Raw genomic sequence first — 24,197 nt, 5'->3', positions numbered from 1 at the left:
GCCGGATCAACGCCCAGTCCTCCAAAGTGATCACTCTCCCATCGTCGAGTGTTCACTTTTCAACCGCCGGAACTGTCCAGTTTTCGAGCGCCGCCGACAGCCACTACTGCTCGCGGTGCCAGCGGATGGCGCGCCCGGCCTGACGCTCACCGGATGAGCGTCTTCTTCCACGCGCCCAGGTAGGCGATCGGCGCGAAGCCGATCGCCTCGTTGATCTGCAGCATCGGCCGGTTCTCCTCCGCGTTGTACGTGATCACCCGCGGGGAATCGGGGGCGAGCCGGCGCCATGCCAGCAGTCCCGCGCATTTGAGGAGCATCCCGAGCCGGTGACCCCGGTGGTCGGCGCGCACCAGGGTGTCCTCCTGGAATGTCGCCGCCGTCAGGTCGCGGCCGATGACCAGTTCGTTGAACGCGACCAGCTCACCGGACTCGATGTGCTCGGCCGCGGTGATCAGCATCGTGCGGCCGGCTGCCAGCACCGGGCGCTCGTGGTCGGCGACGCGGGCGGCATCCCAGACCTGTTCATCCAGTTCCAAGCCCGCCGCCGGCGCATCGGTGACCATGCGGGACTTCAGCCACGCGTAGCCGTCGATCAGCTCCGGGGGCGTGGGCGGCATCCAGCGCACGATGCGATACCCGGCGGCGGCGCGCTGGGCCGGCATCAGCAGCGCCTGGATGCGCGCATCGGCGTCGGCGGTCAGCTCGAGCGCGCTCGTGCGCTCGACCTGCTCCAGCGCGAATCCATGCGCGTGCGCGAAGCGTGCGGAGTGATCCTGCGGCACCCGGCCGAAGCCGGTGGGCGAGTCCAGCCACGGCGCCGCGTCGCCGGGCGCGATCGGCGCGCGCGTGGGGTGGTAGGCCCACGTCTGCAGCACGGTGCGGCCGTGCTCGCGCGCGGCGCGCTCGAGTACGGCGTACAGCGCCGATCCGACGCCATGGCCCCACACCCGGGGGAGCAGCTCGATCGTCACGTCGGCGACGCGCGAGCCGTCCTCCAGGGGCAGGTTCAGGATGCCGCGCCCGACGATCTGCTCTTCGAGCAGGGCGATCCACGGCAGCGTGAGCTCGTAGGGCCCGCTCTGCAGCAGCGGCAGCATCTCTGCCGGGGTCCTGCTCTCGTCGTCGTACCCATTGAGCTCGCGGTAGACCTCGTTGCGCACGCGCACCATCTGGACGAAGTCGGCGGCATCGGCGGCGTCTGCCGATTCGGGCATGATCAGCGGGCGCACGTGGGGCGCGGCCAGCGTTGCGGTCATGAGCGTCTTCTCGATTCAGCGGTAATGGATGGTGAGGTGTGCGCGGGTGATCGCGGCTTCGCGCTCGGCGCGCAGGTACGTCTCGCGAGCGAGCGTGCGCCGGGCGTGCGCCTCGTGGTCGTCCCGGCGCCGGTCACGCAGCTCGGCGTGGCGGGCCGCCGTCAGCAGCAGCCAGAGGCCGAGCCGCAGCGTGAGGCGGTCCGGCAGCGACGTGCGCGTGTCGGTGGTCAGGGCGGTCAGTTCGTGCAGGCGTTCGGGCGGGTGGGTCCGTTCGGTGTGCAGCAGGGTGTTCATCAGGGTGCTTTCGAAGTCGAAGAGGTCGTCGGCGGCAGGCCGATCGAGTGGCCGCGCATGCGGCGGGAGAGCACGAGAGGCTCGTGCGTCAGACCGTCGGTGCGACGGCGCGGGGCGCAGGTGTCCTGTGGACGCGGTGCTACGCGGCCGCGCGGCGCGCGAGGCCGAAGGAGCCGGCCGCCGAGGGCAGCATCGCTGCTCGCACAGACGTGCGGATTGGTGTGATCATCATCGGGGGCCTCCTCTCCACTTCGGACCGAACAGACACGCTAGCGCGGTTCGGATGCCGCCGTCAAGCGGATGCACAGAATCGGTGCCGAACAGGTCTTGCCGGCAGCGGGTGCCGGCGATGCGCGGCCGGTCGCCGCGGCGCAGGCGGCGACATCGGGTAGCGTGAACCGGTGACCGGACGGGGCGGAGAGGCACGGCTATGCACCTGAAGAGCGTGACGCTCAAGGGGTTCAAGTCGTTTGCGCAGTCGACCACGTTCGCATTCGAGCCGGGCGTCACCGCGATCGTCGGTCCGAACGGCTCGGGCAAATCCAATGTCGTCGACGCCCTGGCGTGGGTGATGGGCGAGCAGGGCGCCAAGACGCTGCGCGGCGGCAAGATGGAGGACGTCATCTTCGCCGGCACCTCCACCCGCGGGCCGCTGGGCCGCGCGCAGGTGCAGCTGACGATCGACAACAGCGACGGCGCGCTGCCCATCGAATACGCCGAAGTCACGATCAGCCGAATCCTGTTCCGCAACGGCGCCAGCGAGTACGCGATCAACGGCGACACCTGCCGGCTGCTGGACGTGCAGGAGCTGCTCAGCGACTCGGGCCTGGGCCGCGAGATGCATGTGATCGTCGGACAGGGCCGGCTGGACGCCGTGCTGCAGGCTTCGCCCGAAGAGCGCCGCGGGTTCATCGAAGAGGCCGCCGGCATCCTGAAACACCGCCGCCGCAAAGAGAAGACCGTCCGCAAGCTGCAGGCGATGGAGGCGAACCTCACCCGCCTGAGCGACCTGGCCGGCGAGCTGCGCCGACAGCTCAAGCCCCTGGGCCGGCAGGCCGAGATCGCCCGAGCCGCCGCCGACATCGCCGCGGTCGTGCGCGACGCCAAGGCGCGACTGTTCGCCGACGAGCTGGTCGGGCTGCGCACCGAGCTGGCTGCCGCGGCGCACAGCGAGGCCGAGCGGCACGCCGAGCGGATGGTGCTGCAGGATCGTGCCGAGACGCTGCGGGCACGCATCCAGACGCTGGAGTCCGATCAGCGTTCCGAGGCCGTCGACACCGCGCGCGGCGTCGTGTTCGCCCTCGAGCAGGTGCAGGAGCGGCTGCGCGGGCTGTTCACCCTGGCGGGGCAGCGGCTGTCGCTGCTCGGAGACGACGAGAGCGCGCTGATGCCCGCGCAGACCGTGACACAGGCCGGCATCGACGAGGTGTATGCGGCCATCGAGGAAATCGGCTCGGGGCTGGGTGCCGCCCAGGATGCCGCCGCGGCTGCCGCGCGGGGCGTCGTGCACGCACGTGCCGAGCTGGACGCCCTCGATGCCGACATCGCCGAACAGAGCGCACTGGTCTCCGAGCACGACATGCGGATCTCGGCGCTGCGCGGCACGGCTGAGGCCGCCGCGTCGGCGCTGGCAGCCGTGCAGACGGCCGTGACCCGCCAGCAGAATGCGCTGGATGCGGCACTGGAGCGCCGCGCCGAGGCCGAGGCCGCGCGCGCGCAGCTCGAGCCCGCCGACGAATCGGACGGCCCGGCGATGGACCATGCCGCCGCGTACGAGCGCAGCCAGCGTGCCGCCGGTGACGCCGAGAAGGCGGTCTCGGACCTGCGCGAGAAGCTGCACTCCGCCGAGCGCGAGCAGGAGGCGCTGACGGCGCAGACCAAGGCGCTCTCGCGCGCCCTGGACGTGCGCAACGGTGCCGCCCAGCTCATCTCGAACGGCGGCCCCGGCATCCGAGGGCTGGTCTCGGACGCGGTGCAGGTCGAGCACGGCTACGAGGCGGCCATCGCCGGCGTGCTCGGTGCGCTGTCCGAAGGCGTGCTCGTCGAGCAGTCCGGCGACGCCCTCGCCGCCGCGCGCGCCGCAGCGGACGGCGATCTCGGCGTGGTCGACATCGCCATCGCCGCGGCGGGGGCCACGGTGCCCACCCCGCCCGCACTCGGGTCGCTCACTCCGGCCTGGCAGGTCGTGACCGCTCCGGACGGGGTGCGGGCGCGGCTGGCCGCGGTGTACATCGCCGACGACCTCGAACAGGCCCTCGCCGCCGCCGCCGGCGCCGAGGCGCACGTCACCGTCGTCACTCGTGCGGGCGAGGTGGTCACCTCGTCCACGGTCCGCGCCGGGTCGGGTGCGGGCCGGTCGCGCCTGGAGCTGTCGGCGGAGCGGGATGGTGCCGCCGAGCGACTGGCCGAGGTCGCTGTGACCGCGGACGCGCTGCGCGCGGCGCTGGCCGACCGCAACGCCGAACTGGCGGCATCCCGGCTCCGCGCCAAGGCGGCGCTGGAGGCCCTGCGCGCGCACGATGCCGACCTCGCCGCGCGCGCCGAGAAGGTCAACCGCGTCACGGTGCGCCACGAGGCGGCGGTCGCGGAATGCGAACGGCTCGAGGTCACGCTGCGCCAGGCGCAGGCGGCCGTCGACCAGGCAGCCGCGTCGGCACGCCAGAGCCAGGACCAGCTGCAGACGGCCCGCCAGGCGCCGCGGCCGATTCTGGACGCGTCGGCCCGGGAGCCGATGCTGGCCGAGCTGGAGGCCGCCCGCGACCTGGAGATGCGCGCGCGGCTGGAGGTGGAGACCCTGAAGGAGCGCGTCCGTGCCGAGCAGGCCCGCGCGGAGGGGCTCGTGCGCCAGCGCGAGCGCGAGAAGAGCGCCGTCGCAGAAGCCGCCCGCCGCACCGTGCTGCGCCGCGCGCAGCGCGACATCGCGGCCGGCGTCGCCGACCGGCTGCCGCCGGTGCTGGACTCGGTGGACCGGTCGGTCAGCCGGGCCCGCGTGGAACTGGCCGCCGCCGAGGCCGAACGCACCGCGCTGACCGCCGAGCTCGCCGACCTGCGCACGCAGGAGGCGACGGTGCGCGAGCGGCTCGGCGGGCTCACCGAGAGCGTGCACGGCCTCGAGCTGCAGATCCACGAGAAGCGCCTGCACGTGACGAGCCTGCTGGAGCGCGTGCAGTCCGAACTGGGCGTGGACGAAGATATTCTCATTGCGGAATATGGTCCCGATCAGCCCGTCCCCGGCGCCGACGACGCCGAACCGGTGGCGTTCGAGCGCAGCGCGCAGCGCCGACGGCTGCAGGAGGCCGAGCGCAAGCTCGCGCAGCTGGGGCGGGTCAACCCGCTGGCGCTGGAGGAGTTCGAGGCGCTCGAGCAGCGGCAGGCGTTCCTGGTCGCCCAGCTCGCCGACCTCACCCAGACCCGCACGGATCTGCTGACGATCATCGCCGAGCTCGACGAGCGCATGCAGGCGATCTTCCTCGCCGCCTTCGAAGACACCCGGGTGGCCTTCGGCGAGGTGTTCCCGATCCTGTTCCCCGGCGGGGTCGGCAGCATCGCCCTCACCGACCCGGACCAGCCGCTGACCTGCGGCATCGAGGTGTCGGTGCGGCCGGTCGGCAAGAAGATCGAGCGGCTCTCGCTGCTCTCCGGCGGCGAACGGTCGCTGGCGGCGGTCGCGCTGCTGACGGCGATCTTCAAGGCCCGCCCGAGCCCGTTCTACATTCTCGACGAGGTCGAGGCGGCGCTCGACGACGCCAACCTGGGGCGCCTGCTGGGCGTGTTCGAGCAGCTGCGCGCGGCCAGCCAGCTGATCGTGATCACCCACCAGAAGCGCACCATGGAGATCGCCGACGCCCTCTACGGCGTCTCGATGCGCCAGGACGGCGTGTCGGCGGTGGTCGGTCAGCGGGTGGGCGACCGCACAGCGCACGAGAAGGAGCCGGCCGCGGTCTGACCGCACTGCCCCCGTAGGCTGGAGGCATGGCGGAGAAATGGTCACTGGGTCGCGCGCTGCGCGGTGTGTTCGTCACGCCGACGATCGACTCCACGACGTGGGACGACCTGGAGACGGCGCTTTTGACCGCCGACTTCGGGCCGGACGTCACCGAGCGCATCGTCGACGACCTGCACGGCAAGGTCGAGCGGTTCCGCACCACCGATCCGCGCGACCTGCAGCGCATGCTCAAAGAGACGCTCGAGGAGCATTTCGCGAAGTACGACACCACCCTCAAGCTCACCGAACGGCCGGCTGTGGTACTGGTGGTCGGCGTGAACGGGGTCGGCAAGACGACCACGATCGGCAAGTTCGCCAAGTTCCTGCAGCGGTACGGCCGCTCGGTCGTCGTCGGCGCAGCCGACACCTTCCGGGCCGCGGCCGTCGACCAGCTCGCGACTTGGGCGCAGCGCGCCGGTGCCGAGATCGTCCGGCCCCAGCAGCAAGGCCAGGATCCGGCATCCGTCGCCTTCCAGACCATCGAGTACGCGACCCGCACCGGCACCGAGATCGTCCTCGTCGACACCGCCGGTCGGCTGCACACCAAAGGCGGTCTGATGGACGAGCTGACCAAGATCCGGCGGGTGATCGAGAAGCTGGCACCGATCAGCGAAGTGCTGCTGGTGCTGGATGCCACCACCGGCCAGAACGGTGTCATGCAGGCGGAGGCGTTCCTCGAACATGCCGGCGTCACAGGGCTGGTGCTGACCAAGCTCGACGGATCGGCCAAGGGCGGCTTCGTCCTGGCGGTGCAGGAGCGCACCGGCATCCCCGTCAAGCTGCTCGGCCAGGGCGAGGGCATCGACGATCTCACCGGCTTCACGCCGCACGTGTTCGTCGCTGCGCTGGTGGATTAGCCCGGCGGGCTACCGGAACCCGGCGGAGACTGGTTTCATAAAGCTATGGCGATCGAACACGACTACTTCGGACTTCTGGAATCCGGCCCGGACGGTTCGATCTTCTGGTCCGAGACGATCGAACTGGGCGACCAGGCCGTCGCCGTCGACCTGACCGCGCCCGATGAGAACGACGTGGCGCAGGCCGCTCTGGACGTGGCGGCCGCCATGATCACGTCGCTGGAGGCGCTGGATCGCACCGCCCGCAACGCCATGGTGTCGGAGCTGGATGACCGCACCAGCGAGGTGATCGAGTACATCCTGCAGCAGCAGGCACGCCTGGGCGAGGAACTCGAAGACTTCCTGGTCGACATCTCGGGCGACACGCACATCGACATCATCCGGTCGCTGCGCCTGGTCAGCATGACGATCCTGGCCGACGAGCACGGCGGCACCGACCCGTTCGCGGTGCTCGAGTATGCGCTGGACCCCGACTCCACCGACGACGTGCTGCTGGTCAACCTCAACACCGACGGCGACGTCCAATCCGTCACCAGCGCCGACTGACCGGTGACCGAGTCCGAGGCGGCCGCGCGGGCCGGACGGCCCAAGGCCTCGTCCCGCCAGACCCTCGCCGAAGCGGCCTGCGATCTGTTCCTCGAACAGGGGTATCAGGCGACCTCGGTGATCGACATCACCACCCGCGCCGGAGTGAGCCGGTCAAGCTTCTTCAACTACTTCTCGGCGAAGGGCGACGTGTTCTGGGCCGCGTTCGACGAGCGACTGGCCGCCGCCACCTCGCTGCTGCGGGCCGGTGCACCGGTGCGCGCCGCGCTGGCGGATATCGCCACCGGGTTCGCACCGGACGCGCTGGCACTGGCCATCGCCAACGTCGAGGCGATGGGCCTGGCCGACGAGCTGGAGCGCGAGCGCGCCGTACGCCAGGCACGGCTTGCCGCAGCCATCGCCGAGCGCGAGCGGTCCGGCGGCACGCCACCGCTGGCTGCCGAGGTCATCGCCGCCGGCGCCGCCGGCGCCGTGCTGGCCGCGGTGTGGCACTGGGCCGCCGCCGGGCCCGGCCGCACCTCGTTGGCCGCGACGCTGCAGCAGGCCCTCGACATCGCGCTCTGACCGGCGCCCGTGGGCACCGGCGCCGGGCGCCCGCCAGCGGGCACCGATAGAATCGGGGGATCATGGCTACTTTCGGCACTCTCTCGGACCGGCTCACCGAGACCTTCCGCAATCTCCGCACCAAGGGCAAGCTCACGCCCGCCGACATCGACGGCACCGTCCGCGAGATCCGGCGCGCGCTGCTGGATGCCGACGTCGCGCTGACGGTGGTCAAGGACTTCACCGCCAAGGTGCGCGAGCGCGCCCTCGGCGACGAGGTCAACCGTGCGCTGAACCCGGCGCAGCAGGTCGTGCAGATCGTCAACGAAGAGCTCGTGGCGATCCTGGGCGGCCAGCAGCGCCGGCTGCAGTTCGCGAAGAACCCGCCGACGGTGATCATGCTCGCCGGCCTGCAGGGCTCGGGCAAGACGACGTTCGCCGGCAAGCTCGCCAAGATGCTCGAGAAAGACGGCCACACACCGCTGCTGGTGGCCGCCGACCTGCAGCGCCCGAACGCGGTGAATCAGCTGCAGGTGGTCGCCGAACAGGCCGGCGCCGCGATCTACGCGCCGCAGCCGGGCAATGGGGTCGGCGACCCGGTGCGGGTCGCGCGCGAGGGCGTCGAACAGGCCCGTCGGGCCCAGCACGACATCGTCATCATCGACACCGCCGGCCGGCTCGGCGTGGACGCCGAGCTGATGGAGCAGGCCGCCGACATCCGCGCCGCGACCAGTCCCGACGAGGTGCTGTTCGTCATCGACGCGATGATCGGTCAGGATGCCGTCAACACGGCCAAGGCGTTCCAGGACGGCGTGGACTTCACCGGCGTGGTGCTGTCCAAGCTCGATGGCGACGCCCGCGGCGGTGCGGCCCTGTCGGTGGCGTCGGTCACCGGGCGCCCGATCATCTTCGCTTCCACGGGTGAGGGGCTGGACGATCTGGAGCCGTTCCACCCGGACCGGATGGCCAGCCGCATCCTGGACCTCGGCGACATCCTCACCCTCATCGAGCAGGCCCAGGAGGCCTTCGACGAGGACGAGGCCCGCAAGGTCGCCGAGAAGCTCGCGACCGAGCAGTTCACGCTCGAGGACTTCCTGCAGCAGATGCAGCAGATGCGCAAGATGGGCTCGATGAAGAAGATGCTGGGCATGCTGCCCGGCATGGGGTCGATGAAGCAGCAGCTGGACGACTTCGACGAGAGCGAGATCGACCGCACCGAGGCGATCATCCGCTCGATGACCCCCGGTGAGCGGCGCAACACCAAGGTGCTCAACGGTTCGCGCCGGCTGCGCATCGCGCGGGGTTCGGGCATGACCGTGACCGATGTGAACCAGCTCGTGCAGCGCTTCGAGCGGGCCGCGAAGATGATGAAGACGGTCGCCCGCGGCGGTGTGCCGAACATCCCCGGGATGGGTTCGATGGGCAAGCCGGGCGCCTCGAGCAAGCGCGGCAAGCAGCAGAAGAAGAAGGGCTCCCGGTCGGGCAACCCCGCCAAGCGCGCCGCCGAGAACGCCGGAGTCGCCTCGTCCGAGGCCGCGGCGCCGACGGGATCGGGGTTCGGGCTCGGTGGCGGGCAGAAGGCCCCCAGCGCCGCCGACCTGGCAGACCTGCAGAAGCTGCTCGGCAAACGCTGAGCGCCGCCGCCGCGCACCGCACGATCAGAGCACGACGTCGGCCTCATCCAGCGCGCGGGTGATCGCCGTCAGCAGGGCGCGTTGGCCGGCGGCGGTGGGATGCTCCTGGTCGGCCTGCAGCAGGTCGGGCTGCCCGGCGAGCGGCTGACCGACGTCGACGAAGGTGCCGCCCACGGCGTCCACGGCCTGACGCAGCGCCGCCGAGCTGGACGCGATCGTCGCCGGCGGATCCGTAGGCTGATTCCACAGCGTGCTCAATCCCACGATCACCGCCTCCGGCAGCGCGGCATGCAGCGTACGGACGGTGTGTGCCGTGTCGGCGTCGATGTCGGTCTTGGCGGCGTTCATGTCGTTGTCGGAGGATTGGATGATGACGAGCGTCGGCGACGCCGCGACCGCCTGCGCGACCAGCCCGGGATAGTCCTCACCGCAGTCGCCGGGCGTGGTGAACCCGGCGCCGCTGCAGGCGAGGTTGGCCACCCCGATCCCGTCCTGGCGGGCCAGCAGGGCGGGCCAGGCCTGCGCGGGCTCGAGGTGGTAGCCCGCCATGATCGAATCTCCGACCGTGACCACGGTGGCACGCGTGTGTGCCCCTGCGGCGGTGAGGTCCTCGCCCGCGGACGCCGTGGCGGCGCACCCGCTCAGAGCGATCATGGCCACCACCGCGAGCGCGGCGCACAGTCTTCGAGACAGAAGGGGCATCCCCCCACGCTAAACGCCTCGCCTGGACGTCAGCCGCCCGGCCGGATGAAACCGCTCTCATAGGCCAGCACGATCGCCTGGATGCGGTCGCGGGCGCCCAGCTTGGCGAGCATGCGGGCGATGTGCGTCTTCACGGTGGCGTCGGCGACGAACAGGCGGCGCGCGATCTCGGCGTTCGTCAAGCCCTGCGCGACCAGGCCGAGCACCTCGCGCTCGCGTGCGCTCAGTGCGGCGATCGGGTCGTGCGCGGCGGGGCGCGGAGCGTCCGTGCGCACGAAACGCTCGATCAGCCGCCGGGTCACCGACGGCGCCAGCAGGGCGTCGCCGGCGACCGCCTGCCGGATCGCCGAGGTCAGCTGCACCCGCGGCGCATCCTTCAGCAGGAATCCGGCGGCACCGGCCTGCAGCGCGCCGAAGACGTACTCGTCGAGGTCGAATGTGGTCAGCACGAGCACCCGGATCGCCCGGCCGGCCGCGGTGATGCGCCGGGTCGCCTCGATGCCGTCGAGCACCGGCATCCGCACATCCATCAGCACGACATCCGGGTCGGTGCGGGCCACCACATCGAGGCATGCAGCCCCGTCGGAAGCCTCACCGACCACCGCCATGTCGGCTTCGAGATCGAGGATGAGCCGGAAGCCGGTGCGCACCAGCTCCTGGTCGTCGGCGATCACGACGCGGATCACGGCACCTCCCGCAGCCGGGTGGTGCGCAGCGGCAGGCGGGCGGCGACCTCGAAGCTGCCGTCGCCGGTGGGACCGGCGCGCAGGCTCCCGCCCAGCGCCGCCGCGCGCTCGCGCATGCCGCGGATGCCGTAGCCGGCCGGGATCGCGCCACCGCCCGCACCGCCCGGCAGCGTGCTGACCACGCGCACGGTGAGGATGCGGCTGGTCTGCGCCACCGTCACGACGGCATCGGAGTCGGGCGCGTGCTTGAGGACGTTGGTCAGGCACTCCTGCACGATCCGGTACCCGGCCAGGTCGATGTGCCGGGGAAGGGGTGCCGAGGTGACCTGCACATCGCTGCGCAGCCGCAGGCCCGACGCGCGTGCGGACTCCACCAGCGCCGTGATCGCGGCGATGCCGGGGGAGTCGTTGCCGGGCAGATCGGCGTCGTCGGCGCGCAGCACGTCGAGCACCCGGCGGATCTCGGCCAGTGCCCCGCGCGCCGTCTCGCGGATGGCGCGGACCGGTGCCGTCGCCCGGGCAGCGTCCACCGCGAGTGCGGCCTCGGCGGCATCGGACTGGACCGCGATCACCCCCAGGCTGTGCGCGATCACGTCATGCACCTCGCGGGCGATGCGCACGCGCTCCTCGGCCACCGCCAGTCGGGCGACCTCGCGCTGGCGCTGCTCGACCGCCGTGACCCGGCCGCGCCAATGCCGGCTGGCGCGGCCCAGCAGCCAGACACCGCCGAACATCAGCAGGATGAAGACGTAGTCGACACCGTTGTCGATGCGCTCCTCGATCAGCAGCACCGCCACGACGACGGCCCCTGCTATCGCTGCGACCAGCTCGGCGCTCCATGCGGCCAGCGAGTACATCGCGATCGCGTAGACCGCCAGTGACCACAGCGAGCCGTGCGGCTGTGCCAGCAGCGTCTGCACCAGGCCGGCCGCGGCGACCAGGCCGGCGGTCAGCAGCGTCGTGCGCTGCCGCCACAGCAGCGCGACGGCCGAGACGATCGCGACCGGCAGCGTGACCGCCATGGGGCCCTCGTCCGGGTTGCCGGTGAGCACGCTGGCGACGGCGACGACGCCCACGAGCCCCGCCAGCGCGACGTCGGAGGCGGGAAAGCCCGCCACCGAGGCCTGCCGGAACCGCGCGATCGCCTGGCGCATGCGGCAACTCTATTGGCCGGCGCCGCGCCGTGTGTCGTCCGCGCGGGCGACACGGTGCGCCCGCACGGACCACACGATTCCCTCTGGCCGCCGACGCGCGCACGGGCGCCGCACCGCGACGATCGGTGAAAGCGCACTCGGCGTTGAAAGGAGCATCCGATGTCCTCACCTGCCACTGCTCTCACCCGGACCGTCGCGACCGTCGCGCTGATCGTGGGACCCGCGAGCATGATCGCCACCGCCGCCGCACAAGGGACGCTGCACCCCTCCGGAGCCGATCCCACCGCCGTCGACGTCGCCGCCCAGTTCCCCGTCGCGTGGCTCGTGATCGGGCTGCTGTCGGTGCTCGGCCCGCTCGTCTGGCTCGCCGGAATCCCGGAACTGACACGTCTGACTGACACGCGCGCACGCGTCGCGGTGCAGATCGGCGGCCTGCTCACTGGTGCGGGCCTTGCCGCCGGGGTCGGCCATCTCGCGCTGTTCTTCGGGGTGTTCGGCACACTGGCCGGTGCACGGCTGCCCGACGCGGACACGGCCGCGCTGGCGGCGTCGGCCGATTCGGCGATGATCGGCACCGTGTTGCTGATCGTCTTCCTGGTGGGCTTCTCGCTGGGCCCGATCGTGCTGACGATCGGATTGCGGGCGGCGGGCCTGGTGGCGATCTGGGTGCCGATCGCGGCGATCATCACCGCCGGGGCCGATCTGTTCGGCGGGCCGATCGCCTCCGTCGTCCAGCTCGTGACGCTGGTGCTGGTGTGGGCGCCGCTTGCTGTGCTGGTCGCGCGCGGGGACCGCCGGAGGCCGTCCGGGATCCGTCCGGCGACACGGCGCTCGCCCGCTCTGCCCACGATCTGACCGGCCTCGCCGGGGCGTGGTTCGCCATGCGGCATCGGATCTGGCAGAATTGACCCTTGGAACATCGCCCGACCCTCTAATCCGGCGGCTGATTCCGATTCGAGCTTCCGCCGGGTGTGCACCCCACGCTCCAGGCGACCAGTTCTTCGCTCCCTACACACATTCAGGAGAATCGTGGCTGTCAAGATCCGTCTCAAGCGGTTCGGCAAGATCCGTGCCCCGTACTACCGCATCGTCGTCGCCGACTCGCGCACCAAGCGCGATGGCCGTGTCATCGAAGAGATCGGCAAGTACCACCCGACCGAGGAGCCCTCGTTCATCGAGGTCGACTCCGCCCGTGCGCAGTACTGGCTCGGCGTCGGCGCCCAGCCGACCGAGCAGGTGCTCGCGCTGCTGAAGCTGACCGGCGACTGGGGCATCCACACCGGTGACAAGGACGCGGTCTCGACCGTGAAGGTCGCCGAGCCCAAGGTGCCGTTCGAGCTGGACGGTTCGAAGAAGTCGGTCGTCAAGCCCAAGGCCGAGAAGAAGGCCGAGTCGGCCGCTCCCGTCGCCGACGAGGCCACTGCCTCGGCCGACGCCGAGTAGTCGTCGTGCTGGCTGCCGCGCTCGAGCACGTCGTCAAGGGGATCGTCGATCACCCCGACGACGTGCGCATCGATGAGTCCACGTCGCCGCGCGGGGACGTGCTCGAAGTGCACGTGCACCCCGACGACCGGGGTCGCGTGATCGGACGCGGCGGTCGCACCGCGAAGGCACTGCGCACCGTCGTCTCGGCACTGGCCGAGGGCAGGCGCGTGCGCGTCGACGTCGCGGACGACTGAACCCGTGACGCAGGAAGACGCCGCGGCGGGCGCTGCGCGCTCGGCGCACGGCCGCCACCGCACCCCGGGGTCGGGCCGCACCCAGTTGCGGGTCGGGCGGCTGCTGAAGGCCCACGGACTCAAGGGCGCGATCAAGCTCGAGCTGTACACCGACGACCCGGACCGGCGGTTCACCCCCGGCGCGACCTTCACGCTGCAGGTGCCGGAGACCTCACCGTGGCACGGCAAGACCGTCACGGTGCGCGAGTTCCGCTGGATGAACTCGCATCCCGTCGTCTTCCTCGAAGGGGTCGCAGACCGCAGCACCGCCGAGCAGCTGATCAAGGCGATCCTCTGGATCGAATCGGACCCGGCCGAGCCCGCCGAGGCGGACGCCTGGTACGACCATCAGCTGATCGGACTCGACGTGCAGCGCGACGGGAAGAGCGTGGGGCACGTGATCCGCGTCGACCACCTGCCCGCGCAGGACATCCTGATCGTGGGCGACGGCGACCGCGAGGTGCTGGTGCCGTTCGTGAAGGCCATCGTGCCCGAAGTGGACGTCGCAGCCGGCCGCGTCGTGGTGACCCCGCCCGCGGGACTGTTCGAGGAGATCGCGGAAGAGCCCGAAACCGGGGAACCCGACGGCGTCTAGGCTCGTTGCGTGCGCATCGACATCGTGACGATCTTCCCCGAGTTCTTCGACGTCCTCGAGGTGTCGCTGCTGGGCCGGGCCCGCAGCAAGGGCCTGCTCGATGTGCGCGTCCACGACCTGCGGCAGTGGACCCACGATCGCCACCGCACCGTCGACGACACCCCGTACGGCGGGGGCGCCGGCATGGTCATGAAGCCCGAGCCTTGGGGTGAGGCGCTGGATGAGATCGTGGCCGATGCCGGATCCCGGCCGCTGATCGTGTTCCCGTCACCGGCCGGCGAGGTCTTCACGCAGCCCCTCGCGCGCCGGTTCAGTCGCACCGACCACATCGTGTTCGGCTGCGGACGTTACGAGGGCATCGACGAGCGCGTTTTCGACTACGCCGCCGCGCTCGGCGATGTGCGCCTGGTGAGCCTGGGGGACTATGTGCTCAACGGGGGAGAGGTCGCCGTGATGGCGATGGTGGAGGCCGCCGGCCGCCTCGTCCCCGGCGTTGTCGGCAACCCCGACAGCCTCGTCGAAGAGTCCCACGAAGACGGGTTGCTCGAGTACCCGAGCTACACGAAGCCCGCCAGCTGGCGCGATCGCCCGGTGCCGCCGGTGCTGCTCAGCGGCGACCACGGGGCCGTGGACGCCTGGCGGCGCGAGCAGCAGCTGGAGCGCACCCGCGCGCGTCGGCCCGACCTGCTCGCCGCCGACGACTCGCCCGCGCTGTGACCGACCGCGAAGCCCTCGCCAGGCTCAGGGGATGAGCGCGAGCTTGCCGCCCGGGTGGCCGGTCTGCAGGAACCGCAGCGCCTCGCGGGCCTGGCCCAGCGGATAGGTCCGCGCCACCGGGACCACCAGGTCGCCCGCCGCGGCGCGCGCGATGAGCTCACCCCGCACCGATTCGCGGAACGCCTTGCTGGCCGGCATCCCGCCGCCGATCGCGATGAAACCCGCTGCGGCCGTCTGCGGCCCCGCCACGATCGTGACCATCCGGGACCGGTCCTTCGCCACGGCCGCCGAGACCGACACCGCCTCGGGCGTGCCGACGCAGTCCAGCACGACATCCACGCCGCCGGGCGCGAGTGCGCGCAACCGGTCCTGAAGGCCCTCGCCGTAGGCGACCGGCTCGACGCCGAATCTGCGCAGTCCGTCGAAGCTGCGCTCGCTCGCGGTGCCGATCACCCGGGCGCCCCGCCAGCGGGCCTGCTGGGCGGCGCTGATGCCGACCGCACCGGAGGCGGCGTGGATCAGTACGACGTCGCCGGCATCGACCCGGGTCAGCTCCACCATCTCGGCGGCGGTCGCACCCGCCAGCAGCAGATTCGCCGCCGCTTCGAACGAAAGCACGGCGGGCTTGGCGAACACGTCCGCCGCCGGCACCGTTAGCTCGCTGGCATATCCGCCCGACACCCGGAACGCCAGCACCTCATCCCCGACCGCACCGCCGCCGGAGGCCAGCCCGGCGCCGGGGCCGAGCGCCGTGACCGTGCCGGCGACCTCGTAGCCCAGCGGCAGCGGAAAGCCGTCCGTGGCGCGGGCGAAGTGCTTGAAGTCGGCCGGGTTCACGCCGGCGGCGTGCACTCGCACGGTGACCTCGCCGGGGCCGGGCGCCGGCACCGGGGCGGTCACGAACTCGAGAACATCGACATCACCCGCGCGCGGCGCGATCCACATCTGAGCCATGACTCCCAGTCAACACCACCGGTGCAGGCCGGGCGCGGCGGGTCAGCGCGCGCCCAGGAAGGACCGGTCGGTGAGCACGGTCGGCCCGTCCGCGGTGATCGCGATGGTGTGCTCGGAGTGCGCGCCCCGCGAGCCGTCGGCGCTGCGCAGCGTCCAGCCGTCCGGATCGGTGAACAGCTCGTCGGTGGTGGCCAGGAACCACGGCTCGATGGCGATCACCAGCCCCTCGCGCAGCGGGTAGCCGCGGCCGGCGCGGCCGTCGTTGGCCACGTGCGGGTCGCCGTGCATGATGTGGCCGACACCATGCCCGCCGAAGTCGGTGTTGATCGAATAGCCGTCGCCGTGGGCGACAGCGGCGATCGCGGCCGAGATGTCGCCGACGCGATTGCCCACGGTCGCGGCCGCGATGGCGGCATCCAGCGCCCGCTCGGTCGTGTCGATCAGTGCCAGGTCCTCATCCCGCGGCGTGCCCACCACGAAGGAGATCGCCGAATCGGCGACCCAGCCGTCGATCGAGACCGCGAAGTCCAGCGACACCAGGTCGCCGTCCTGCAACGAGTAGTCGTGCGGCAGCCCGTGCAGCACCGCGTCGTTGACCGAGGTGCAGATGACCTTGCCGAACGGGCTCGCGCCGAACGACGGGTGGTAGTCGATATAGCAGGACTGGGCGCCCGCCCGGTGGATCAGCTCGTGAGCGCGGTCGTCGATCGCCAGCAGGTTCGTGCCGACCTTCGTCTCGTTGCGGAGCGTCGCCAGGGTCTCGGCGACGAATCGGCCCGCCGGCTTCATCGCCTCGATCTCAGCCGGTGTGCGCAGTTCGATCATCGTCTTCCTCTCATCGGCTTCCATTCTCGCGCACTCGTCCACGCCACGCTCAGGGGCACGGCGTACCATCGGGGTCATGTTGTTGCGTCGTGGCTTCTTCGTCTGGCTGCTGCCGGCGGCACTGATCCTGCCGGTGTGGCTGGTCGTGGGCTGGGCCATCTTCAGCGCGAGCGGCTGGGCGCTGCTGGGCGTGCTGCTGGTCGCGGCCCCCTCGGTGCTGGTCGGCGAGGTGATCGCGGCGATGCTCATCCGCGCGCGACCGACCGTCCGCCGCCAGCGTGCCGTCTCGTGGCAGGACGTGCTGGCCGTGTCGGTGTGGCACGTGCTGGTCATCGCGTTCGGCTGCTTCTTCCAATACGCCTTCGTGCCGATCCTGATCCTGGCGATTCTGGCCTTCCTCGGCCTGTTCTGGTCGTCGCTGGGGCAGCTGTGGGGTGAGGCGCGCGGATCCTTCGCCAAGATGACACCGGGCACCGGCCCGGGCGACCTGCCATACGAGGAGAGCGTCGCCGACCGCGCCCGCCAGCACGGCGAGGTCATCATCGTGAACGAGGTCGGGCGTCCCGGCGACGGCCGCAGCACGCACTGACGGCGGTTTGGCCGGTCCCGGCATCCATGGCAGAATGGATGTTTGTGCTCGCGCACCGATTCTGCCGCAGGGGAATCCGCGCCGCTTCCCGGTAGCGCAGCGGGCACCGATCTTCTCTCATCCCATTCATTGCGCGGTCGACCTGTGGCGGCCGCAGGAAGACACCCATCATGCAGATCCTCGACGCCGTCGACGCGGCATCGCTCCGCTCCGACATCCCCGATTTCAATGCCGGTGACACCGTCAAGGTGCACGTGAACATCATCGAGGGCACCCGCTCCCGCATCCAGGTCTTCCAAGGAGTGGTCATCGGCCGCTCCGGCGATGGCGTGCGCGAGACCTTCACCGTCCGCAAGATCAGCTTCCAGGTCGGCGTGGAGCGCACGTTCCCGGTGCACAGCCCGGTCATCGATCACATCGAGGTCGTCACCCGCGGTGACGTCCGCCGCGCGAAGCTGTACTACCTGCGCAACCTCCGTGGCAAGAAGGCCAAGATCAAGGAGAAGCGCGGCCACTAGTCGTGTGCACCCGACGCCCCGAGGCATGCGCCTCGGGGCGTCGTCGTTTCGCGGAGCCAGAATGTGCGACGCTGTAGTGTGCGACCGTTGAAGGGCATGTATGACTGATCACCCCGCCCCGTCGGGCGCACGCGGTGCCAAGCGGCGCGGAACCCTCAGCTTCCTGCGCGACATCGTCGTGATCGTGCTGATCGCGCTGCTCGTGTCGTTTCTGGTCAAGACGTTCGTCGTCCGGTCGTTCTACATCCCGTCCGGGTCGATGGAGAACACCCTGCAGATCAACGACCGCATCCTCGTCGACGAGATCACGCCGCACTTCAGCGGCTACCAGCGCGGCGATGTGGTCGTCTTCCGCGATCCCGGCGGGTGGCTGCCCGCCCCCGCCCCCAGCACCCGTCCGTTCATCGTCGAGGCGGTCGACTGGGTGCTCTCACTGGTCGGCCTGTCGGCGCCGGACAGCGACGACCACCTCATCAAGCGCATCATCGGGCTGCCCGGCGACCACGTCTCCTGCTGCAATGCGATCGGCCAGATCACCGTCAACGGCATCCCGATCAACGAGAAGCCGTTCGTGAAGCTGCTGCCCGGCGAGAGCGCACCCGAAGTCGTGCCGTTCGACGTGACGGTGCCGGCGGACTCGCTGTGGGTGCTCGGCGACAACCGGGACCGCTCGCGCGACTCCCGGTACAACCAGGACCAGCCCGGCAAGGGCTTCGTGCCGATGGACAACGTCGTCGGACGCGCGTTCCTGATCACGTGGCCGTTCAACCGGTTCGGCCTGATCGACTTCCACCACGCGGTGTTCGCCGGGGTGCCCTCGCCGAGCCCGTCCGGCACGTCACCATGACCGTCATCGAGCCGCGGCTGACGCTGGAGCGCCGGCTGCTGCGCGAGCACACGATGCTGATCGCCTGCGACGAGGTCGGCCGGGGGGCTCTCGCCGGGCCGGTCGCCGTCGGCGCCGTCGCGATCGACGTCCGCGATGCGCGCCGCCGCGTGCCGCAAGGGCTGCGCGACTCCAAGCTGGTGCCCGCCCGGCGGCGGCCGGATGTCGCGTCCCGCGCAGCCGCGTGGGTCAGCGCCAGCGCCACCGGCTGGGCCAGCGCGGCCGAGATCGACGAAGTCGGCATCATGCGGGCGCTGGGCGCCGCCGCCGTGCGGGCGATCACCGAGCTGCAGCGGGCCGGGGCGGTGCCGGCCGACGCGATCGTGCTGCTGGACGGCAACTACGACTACATCACCCCGGTGGGCGGGATCGGATTGGCCGTGACGCCTCGCGTGGCCGCCGACCGGGACTGCGCGAGCGCGGCAGCGGCGTCGGTCATCGCGAAAGTGGCGCGGGACGAGTACATGGTCGGGCTGCACGAGACCCACCCGGTCTACGAGTGGGCGCACAACAAGGGATACGCCAGCGCAGTGCATCAAGCCGCGATCCGCGCGCACGGGCTGAGCCGCTATCACCGCTCCTCGTGGGCGATCGCGGCGGCGCCGACCCTGTTCTGAGCGCGATCCGTTCCGAGTGGGCGCGGCGCATCGCGCGACCTAGGATGGGAGGACCATGGACGACGACTTCGATGACTACGACCGCGAGCTCGAGCTGGCGCTTTACCGCGAGTACCGCGACGTCGTCGTGCAGTTCCAGTACGTCATCGAGACCGAGCGGCGCTTCTATCTGGCCAACGAGGTCAATGTCGTGCGGCGCGACACCGAGCACGATTTCTATTTCGAGATCTCGATGACCGATGTGTGGGTGTGGGACATCTACCGGGCCGATCGGTTCGTGAAGTCGGTGCGCGTCCTCACCTTCAAGGACGTCAACGTCGAAGAGCTGCAGCGCCGCGATCTGCACCTGCCCGAAGAGCTCTCGCTCGACTCCTGAGCCGGAGCACCGGCTCCTCCCCAGGTGCCCCGGATCGGCGCATTTCGACCATCCCTGCACAGATCCGCTGCGCGCCATCCGCTGAAGGCGCCGGCCGCGGGAGCATGCCTTCATGGCAGCGAAAGACGAACTCGGCAGGGCGGGGGAGCGCCGCGCCGCGACGCACCTGACCGTCCGCGGCTTCGAGGTGCTCGACCGCAATTGGCGGGCGCCCGGCGGTGAGATCGACCTGGTCGCGTACACCGGTCGGACGCTGGTGTTCGTCGAGGTCAAGACCCGGCGCAGCGCCCGATTCGGCGACCCGCTCGCCGCCGTCGACACACGCAAGCGGGCCCGGCTGTGGAAGCTGGCGGCCGCCTGGTGCGCCGCACACCCCGACCGAGCCTGCGGGCGGGCGCGTCGGCTGGATGTGATCGGGATCACCGGAGCGGATCCGGCAACGGCGCGGTTGGAGCACGTGGAGGATGTCGCATGGGTGTGACCCGCACGTGGGCGGTGGCGCTGTCGGGCCTGGACGGCACGCTCGTCGAGGTCGAAGCCGACCAGACCAACCAGATCCCGGACTTCCACATCATCGGGCTGGCCGACAAGGCCCTGGGTGAAGCCGTGCAGCGCGTGCGCAACGCGAGCGCGAACAGCGGCCTGCCGCTGCCGCGACGGCGGCTGACCGTGAACCTCTCGCCGGCGAGCCTGCCCAAGCAAGGATCCGGCTTCGATGTGGCGATCGCCGTGGCGGCCCTCGCCACGGACGCCGTGATGGATCCGGCCTCGATCGCCGCCACCGCGCACATCGGCGAACTCGGGCTCGACGGCCGGCTGCGACCGGTGCCCGGCGTGCTGCCGGCGGTGCGCGCGGCCGCGCGCGCCGGGATCGGGCACGTCGTGGTGCCGTGGGCCAACCGGTCCGAAGCCGAGCTGGTCTCGGGCATCCGCGTCACCGGGGCCGTGAGCCTGGTCGATGTGGCACGCCTGCACGGCGCGGAGGTCGAGGCGGGCGGCAGCGCTGAGCCGGTCGGGCTGGCCGAGGAGCCGGAGGAACCGGCCGACGGCCTCGATCTGGCCGATGTGATCGGTCAGCCGGATGCCGTCGACGCGCTGGTGATCGCGGCCGCGGGCGGGCACCATCTGCTGATGACCGGGCCGCCGGGGGCGGGCAAGACCATGCTGGCGCGCAGACTGCCGGGCATCCTGCCCGAGCTCGATGACGAGGCCGCGCTGATGGCGGCATCCATCCGCTCGCTGTCGGGCACCGCCGTGACCCGGCTGGATCGCACCCCGCCGTTCGAGGCGCCCCATCACAGCGCGAGCATCGCGGCGCTGGTCGGCGGCGGGCCGCGCGTGGTCCGGCCCGGGGCCATCGCGCGGGCCAGCGAGGGCGTGCTGTTCCTGGACGAGGCCGCTGAGCACCGCGCCGGCACCCTGGACGCCCTGCGCCAGCCGCTGGAGACCGGCTCGATCGTGATACACCGCGCCGGGTTCGTCGCCTCATTCCCGGCCCGATTCCAGCTCGTGCTGGCGACGAACCCGTGCCCGTGCGGCAACTACGGGGTGCGCGGCGCCTCGTGCACCTGCACCCCGATGATGATCCGCCGCTACCTGGGCCGGCTGTCCGGACCGCTGCTGGATCGCATCGACATCGAGGTCGCGATGTCGCGGGTGGCCGTGGCCCACCGTGCCGCCGGCGGCACGGTGACCACGACGGCGCAGGCGCGCGAGCGGGTGCGTGCCGCGCGCGAGCGAGCCGCGTTCCGGCTGCGGGAGACATCGTTCACGGCGAACTCGGCGGTTCCCGGCACCTGGCTGCGACACGGCCCGGTCGCCCCCGAACCGGTCGTGCGCAGACCGCTGGATGCCGCGCTGGACCGCGGCGCGCTCACCCTGCGCAGCTACGACCGGATCCTGCGCGTCGCGTGGACCGTCTGCGATCTGGCCGGACGCGACCGGCTGCAGCTGGGAGACATCGGCCGCGCGCTGTACCTGAAGAAGGGAATCCGATCGTGACCGCATTCCGATGGGACGAATCGAACGCCACCGCCGTGGCCGCACTGGTGGGGGCGGATGCGGCAGCCGATGAGCAGCGTCTGCAGCGGGCCTACGCCGCGGCGGTGTGGAGCTGCCTGGTCGAACCCGGCGACGGCGTGGCCGGGCGGCTCATCGCGGCGCTCGGGCCGGACGAGGCGCTGCGCGAGGTGATCGGCGGCGCCCGCGGGGGACTGGCGGCCGATGCCGCCGAGGTCGACGCCGACGACATGCACCAGGCGCTGGCACGGTGGCGGCCGCGGCTGGAGGCCGACGCGATCGCGCTGGCGCTGGGGGTGGCCCGCGGCCGGGGCATCCAGCTCGTCGTGCCCGACGACCCGGGGTGGCCGGCGACGTTGAACGACCTGGGCGAACACGCGCCGGTGTGCCTGTGGGTGCGCGGGAACGCCGCCGCCCTCGCGCACGCCGACCCCGCGATCGCGATCGTCGGCGCGCGGGCCGCCACCGGCTACGGCGAGCACATCGCCGGCGAGTTCGCAGCCGAACTCGCCGGGCGCGGCGTCACCGTCGTCTCGGGTGCGGCGTACGGCATCGACGGCGCCGCCCACCGCGGCGCACTGTCCGCAGGCGGCGTCACCGTCGCAATGCTCGCCGGCGGGGTCGACCGGCCCTACCCGGCCGGGCACACCCAGCTGCTGGAGCGCATCGCCGTCACCGGCGCGGTGGCCAGTGAGGTGCCGTGCGGCTCGGCCCCCACCAAATGGCGCTTCCTGCAGCGCAACAGGCTGATCGCGGCACTGGGCCGGGCCACCGTCGTCGTCGAGGCGGGCTGGCGCAGCGGATCGCTGAACACGGCCGCGCATGCCGCCGATCTCGGCCGGCCGCTGGGCGCAGTTCCGGGACCGGTCACCAGCGGATCGTCGGCGGGGTGCCATCGCATGCTGCGCGAGTTCGACGCGTGCTGCGTCACGACCGCCGACGAAGCGGCCGAGCTGGTCGGCCTGGATCGTCCGCCCGTCGACGCGACGTTGGATCTGGGCCCGGCGTGGAACGGGACCGATGAGCGCAGTCGCGTGATCGACGCCCTCAGCACGCGGGCCGCCCGGGGCATCGACGACATCGCACGCCGCTGCGGGATGGCGCCGGGCGAGGTGCGGGTGCAGCTGGGCATGCTGGCGCTGGAGGGCACGGCGCAGAGCCAGAGCGACCGCTGGCGGCGCGTTGCCGTCGGGGCCGGGCGCTGACGGGCATTCTGGAGAGGTGCGGATCGACGAGGCGGTGGCGGCCTACGCGCGACACCTGACCGACGTGCGGCGGCTGTCGCCGGCGACGGTGCGCGCCTACCGCTCCGACCTCGCCGACCTGGCCGGCGCTGTCGGCGACGTCCCATTGGACCAGATCGGGGTCGAAGCGTTGCGGGAATGGCTGTGGCAGGCGAGCCTGCGCGGCCAGGCGCGCGCGAGCATCGCACGCCGCACCGCCGCCGTACGCGGCTTCTTCGCCTGGGCCGCCGAGAACGGAACGATCGAGGTCGATCCCAGCGGCCGGCTCGTCTCGCCCAAGCGCGGCCGGACCCTGCCGAAGGTGGCCACCGCCGACGACATGGCACATCTGCTCGATGACGCCGCCGCAGCCGCCGTCGATCCGGAGGCCGATCCGATCGCGCTGCGCGACGACGCGATCCTGGAGATGCTCTACGGCACCGCCATGCGCGTCTCCGAGCTGTGCGGCCTGGACCTCGACGACCTGGATCTGGATCGGCGCACGGCCCGCGTCATCGGCAAGGGCGCCAAGGAGCGCGTGGTGCCGTTCGGTCTGCCCGCCCGCCGTGCCGTGGACGCCTATCTGGCGCGCGCGCGACCGGTGCTCATCGCGCGCAGCAGTCGCCAGGGGCCGGCGCTGTTCCTCGGTGCGCGCGGCGCGCGGATCGGTCCGCGCACGGTCTATGCACTCGTATCACGCATGCTCGCGCCGGTCGTGGGCGCCCAGACCATCGGTCCGCATGCGCTGCGGCACTCTGCCGCCACGCACCTGCTCGACGGCGGCGCCGATCTGCGCGCGGTGCAGGAGATCCTCGGCCACGCGAGCCTGGGCACCACCCAGATCTACACGCACGTCTCCAGCGAGCGGCTGATGGCGACCTACCGGCTCGCCCATCCGCGGGCCCAGCGCGCCCCGGAGTAGCCCTCAGGCGCAGCACGGCAGCAGCACTGCGCGCGGTACGCCGCCCAGCAGCAGCATCGGGTTGATGTAGTCGCCGTGCAGCCGCACGCCGAAGTGGACCGTCCCCGGCGCGGCGTGCCCGCCGGCCGAGACCGTCCCCACCACCGCGCCACGCGCGATGGCGGCGCCGGCGACCAGGTCGGATGCGACCGGCTCGAGCGTCGTGACCAGGCCGTCGCCGTGGTCGATCGTGACGATCGGCCGATCGGCGACCCGGCCCGAGAAGGCGACCACGCCGCGCTGCGGCGCGCGCACGTCGGTGCCGCCGAGCGGCAGCAGATCGATGCCGCGGTGCCCGGGGCCGTAGGCGTGCGTGGGCGCCCGATAGGGATTCGTCAGCCGGAACGCGTGCAGCGGCCAGATCCAGCCGGTCCCGGCCAGATCGACGGCGGCAACCGAACTCGGTGCCGGCGCGGCCGTCGCGCCGGCGGCGGCGCCACCGGCGCCCAGCAGAAGCACCACGGCCGAAAGCACGGCGCCGGCCCGCCGCATCCGCCCTCGCCGCGCAGGTGACATCCCCCCATCCTGCGCGGTGGTGGCGC

At 71.7% G+C, this 24,197-nt stretch carries 27 protein-coding genes; 19 read left to right on the top strand and 8 right to left on the bottom strand.

Features of this window, described 5'->3' with window-relative positions:
- Positions 1 to 146: 146 nt before the first annotated feature.
- A complete protein-coding gene (locus ABD705_RS13105) occupies positions 147 to 1,256 on the bottom strand; it encodes a GNAT family N-acetyltransferase (protein WP_344784263.1) in 1,110 nt (369 codons plus the stop codon).
- 15 nt (positions 1,257 to 1,271) lie between these two features.
- On the bottom strand, positions 1,272 to 1,550 hold the full coding sequence (locus ABD705_RS13100) for a hypothetical protein (RefSeq protein WP_344784261.1): 279 nt from the start codon (positions 1,548 to 1,550) through the stop codon (positions 1,272 to 1,274).
- Between the two features lie 430 nt (positions 1,551 to 1,980).
- On the opposite strand from ABD705_RS13100, the gene smc reads away from it, so the two are divergent.
- From smc to ffh, 5 genes are all read left to right on the top strand, one after another.
- The gene (gene smc / locus ABD705_RS13095; RefSeq protein WP_344784259.1) at positions 1,981 to 5,496 is read left to right on the top strand and encodes a chromosome segregation protein SMC; all 3,516 of its coding nucleotides are present in this window, start codon (positions 1,981 to 1,983) and stop codon (positions 5,494 to 5,496) included.
- A gap of 26 nt (positions 5,497 to 5,522) precedes the next feature.
- The gene (ftsY, locus tag ABD705_RS13090; RefSeq protein ID WP_344784257.1) at positions 5,523 to 6,392 is read left to right on the top strand and encodes a signal recognition particle-docking protein FtsY; all 870 of its coding nucleotides are present in this window, start codon (positions 5,523 to 5,525) and stop codon (positions 6,390 to 6,392) included.
- A gap of 45 nt (positions 6,393 to 6,437) precedes the next feature.
- Positions 6,438 to 6,938: a DUF2004 domain-containing protein gene (locus ABD705_RS13085; protein ID WP_344784255.1), complete on the top strand. Its 501-nt coding sequence runs from the start codon at positions 6,438 to 6,440 to the stop codon at positions 6,936 to 6,938.
- 3 nt (positions 6,939 to 6,941) lie between these two features.
- A complete protein-coding gene (locus ABD705_RS13080) occupies positions 6,942 to 7,502 on the top strand; it encodes a TetR/AcrR family transcriptional regulator (protein WP_344784253.1) in 561 nt (186 codons plus the stop codon).
- A 62-nt stretch (positions 7,503 to 7,564) separates the two neighbouring features.
- Complete coding sequence (ffh, locus tag ABD705_RS13075; protein WP_344784251.1) at positions 7,565 to 9,115, top strand: signal recognition particle protein; 1,551 nt, start codon at positions 7,565 to 7,567, stop codon at positions 9,113 to 9,115.
- A gap of 24 nt (positions 9,116 to 9,139) precedes the next feature.
- Here ffh and ABD705_RS13070 read toward each other — a convergent pair whose 3' ends face one another.
- Genes ABD705_RS13070 through ABD705_RS13060 form a run of 3 tightly spaced genes read right to left on the bottom strand, consistent with a single transcriptional unit; the run spans position 9,140 to position 11,657 of the window.
- The gene (locus ABD705_RS13070; RefSeq protein WP_344784249.1) at positions 9,140 to 9,817 is read right to left on the bottom strand and encodes an SGNH/GDSL hydrolase family protein; all 678 of its coding nucleotides are present in this window, start codon (positions 9,815 to 9,817) and stop codon (positions 9,140 to 9,142) included.
- Positions 9,818 to 9,846: 29 nt separating this feature from the next.
- A complete protein-coding gene (locus ABD705_RS13065; protein ID WP_344784247.1) occupies positions 9,847 to 10,503 on the bottom strand; it encodes a response regulator in 657 nt (218 codons plus the stop codon).
- Positions 10,500 to 11,657, bottom strand: coding sequence for a sensor histidine kinase (locus ABD705_RS13060; RefSeq protein WP_344784245.1), 1,158 nt, complete (start codon positions 11,655 to 11,657; stop codon positions 10,500 to 10,502). Before ABD705_RS13060 ends, ABD705_RS13065 begins: the two co-directional genes overlap by 4 nt.
- Before the next feature lie 159 nt (positions 11,658 to 11,816).
- Between ABD705_RS13060 and ABD705_RS13055 the strand changes: the two genes are divergently transcribed.
- From ABD705_RS13055 to trmD, 5 genes are all read left to right on the top strand, one after another.
- Positions 11,817 to 12,512, top strand: coding sequence for a hypothetical protein (locus ABD705_RS13055; protein ID WP_344784243.1), 696 nt, complete (start codon positions 11,817 to 11,819; stop codon positions 12,510 to 12,512).
- A gap of 174 nt (positions 12,513 to 12,686) precedes the next feature.
- Entirely contained in the window at positions 12,687 to 13,100 is a 414-nt protein-coding gene (gene rpsP, locus ABD705_RS13050) for a 30S ribosomal protein S16 (protein ID WP_344784241.1), read from the top strand.
- Between the two features lie 5 nt (positions 13,101 to 13,105).
- The gene (locus tag ABD705_RS13045; RefSeq protein WP_344784239.1) at positions 13,106 to 13,336 is read left to right on the top strand and encodes an RNA-binding protein; all 231 of its coding nucleotides are present in this window, start codon (positions 13,106 to 13,108) and stop codon (positions 13,334 to 13,336) included.
- Between the two features lie 85 nt (positions 13,337 to 13,421).
- Complete coding sequence (rimM, locus tag ABD705_RS13040) at positions 13,422 to 13,970, top strand: ribosome maturation factor RimM (RefSeq protein WP_344784296.1); 549 nt, start codon at positions 13,422 to 13,424, stop codon at positions 13,968 to 13,970.
- Positions 13,971 to 13,979: 9 nt separating this feature from the next.
- A complete protein-coding gene (gene trmD / locus ABD705_RS13035) occupies positions 13,980 to 14,687 on the top strand; it encodes a tRNA (guanosine(37)-N1)-methyltransferase TrmD (RefSeq protein ID WP_344784237.1) in 708 nt (235 codons plus the stop codon).
- Between the two features lie 24 nt (positions 14,688 to 14,711).
- Here trmD and ABD705_RS13030 read toward each other — a convergent pair whose 3' ends face one another.
- Together ABD705_RS13030 and map are read right to left on the bottom strand one after the other, a co-directional pair.
- Positions 14,712 to 15,641, bottom strand: coding sequence for an NADP-dependent oxidoreductase (locus ABD705_RS13030; RefSeq protein ID WP_344784235.1), 930 nt, complete (start codon positions 15,639 to 15,641; stop codon positions 14,712 to 14,714).
- Positions 15,642 to 15,683: 42 nt separating this feature from the next.
- Entirely contained in the window at positions 15,684 to 16,466 is a 783-nt protein-coding gene (map, locus tag ABD705_RS13025; protein ID WP_344784233.1) for a type I methionyl aminopeptidase, read from the bottom strand.
- 76 nt (positions 16,467 to 16,542) lie between these two features.
- Between map and ABD705_RS13020 the strand changes: the two genes are divergently transcribed.
- The 9 genes from ABD705_RS13020 to ABD705_RS12980 all read left to right on the top strand — a co-directional run bounded on the left by ABD705_RS13020 (position 16,543) and on the right by ABD705_RS12980 (position 23,616).
- Positions 16,543 to 17,055 carry an MFS transporter permease gene (locus ABD705_RS13020; protein WP_344784231.1) on the top strand — a complete coding sequence of 171 codons (513 nt, stop codon included), beginning with the start codon at positions 16,543 to 16,545 and terminating at the stop codon, positions 17,053 to 17,055.
- A gap of 170 nt (positions 17,056 to 17,225) precedes the next feature.
- A complete protein-coding gene (rplS, locus tag ABD705_RS13015; RefSeq protein WP_344784229.1) occupies positions 17,226 to 17,573 on the top strand; it encodes a 50S ribosomal protein L19 in 348 nt (115 codons plus the stop codon).
- Positions 17,574 to 17,673: 100 nt separating this feature from the next.
- Complete coding sequence (gene lepB, locus ABD705_RS13010; RefSeq protein ID WP_344784227.1) at positions 17,674 to 18,420, top strand: signal peptidase I; 747 nt, start codon at positions 17,674 to 17,676, stop codon at positions 18,418 to 18,420.
- A complete protein-coding gene (locus ABD705_RS13005; RefSeq protein WP_344784225.1) occupies positions 18,417 to 19,076 on the top strand; it encodes a ribonuclease HII in 660 nt (219 codons plus the stop codon). Before lepB ends, ABD705_RS13005 begins: the two co-directional genes overlap by 4 nt.
- Before the next feature lie 55 nt (positions 19,077 to 19,131).
- Complete coding sequence (locus ABD705_RS13000; RefSeq protein ID WP_344784223.1) at positions 19,132 to 19,452, top strand: DUF2469 family protein; 321 nt, start codon at positions 19,132 to 19,134, stop codon at positions 19,450 to 19,452.
- Positions 19,453 to 19,564: 112 nt separating this feature from the next.
- Positions 19,565 to 19,933 (top strand): YraN family protein, encoded by a 369-nt coding sequence (locus ABD705_RS12995; RefSeq protein WP_344784221.1) that lies wholly within the window; start codon positions 19,565 to 19,567, stop codon positions 19,931 to 19,933.
- Positions 19,924 to 21,453 carry a YifB family Mg chelatase-like AAA ATPase gene (locus tag ABD705_RS12990; RefSeq protein WP_344784219.1) on the top strand — a complete coding sequence of 510 codons (1,530 nt, stop codon included), beginning with the start codon at positions 19,924 to 19,926 and terminating at the stop codon, positions 21,451 to 21,453. Before ABD705_RS12995 ends, ABD705_RS12990 begins: the two co-directional genes overlap by 10 nt.
- Positions 21,450 to 22,676, top strand: a complete 1,227-nt coding sequence (gene dprA / locus ABD705_RS12985; protein ID WP_344784217.1) for a DNA-processing protein DprA — start codon at positions 21,450 to 21,452, stop codon at positions 22,674 to 22,676. The genes ABD705_RS12990 and dprA overlap by 4 nt, the downstream gene beginning before the upstream one ends.
- Before the next feature lie 16 nt (positions 22,677 to 22,692).
- A complete protein-coding gene (locus ABD705_RS12980) occupies positions 22,693 to 23,616 on the top strand; it encodes a tyrosine recombinase XerC (protein ID WP_344784215.1) in 924 nt (307 codons plus the stop codon).
- A gap of 3 nt (positions 23,617 to 23,619) precedes the next feature.
- Here ABD705_RS12980 and ABD705_RS12975 read toward each other — a convergent pair whose 3' ends face one another.
- Positions 23,620 to 24,171 (bottom strand): murein hydrolase activator EnvC family protein, encoded by a 552-nt coding sequence (locus tag ABD705_RS12975; RefSeq protein WP_344784213.1) that lies wholly within the window; start codon positions 24,169 to 24,171, stop codon positions 23,620 to 23,622.
- Between the last annotated feature and the right edge of the window lie 26 nt (positions 24,172 to 24,197).

The sequence above is a fragment of the Microbacterium kribbense genome (genome assembly GCF_039537285.1).
GTDB lineage: Bacteria > Actinomycetota > Actinomycetes > Actinomycetales > Microbacteriaceae > Microbacterium > Microbacterium kribbense.
This window is presented reverse-complemented; position numbering and strand designations above follow the sequence as displayed.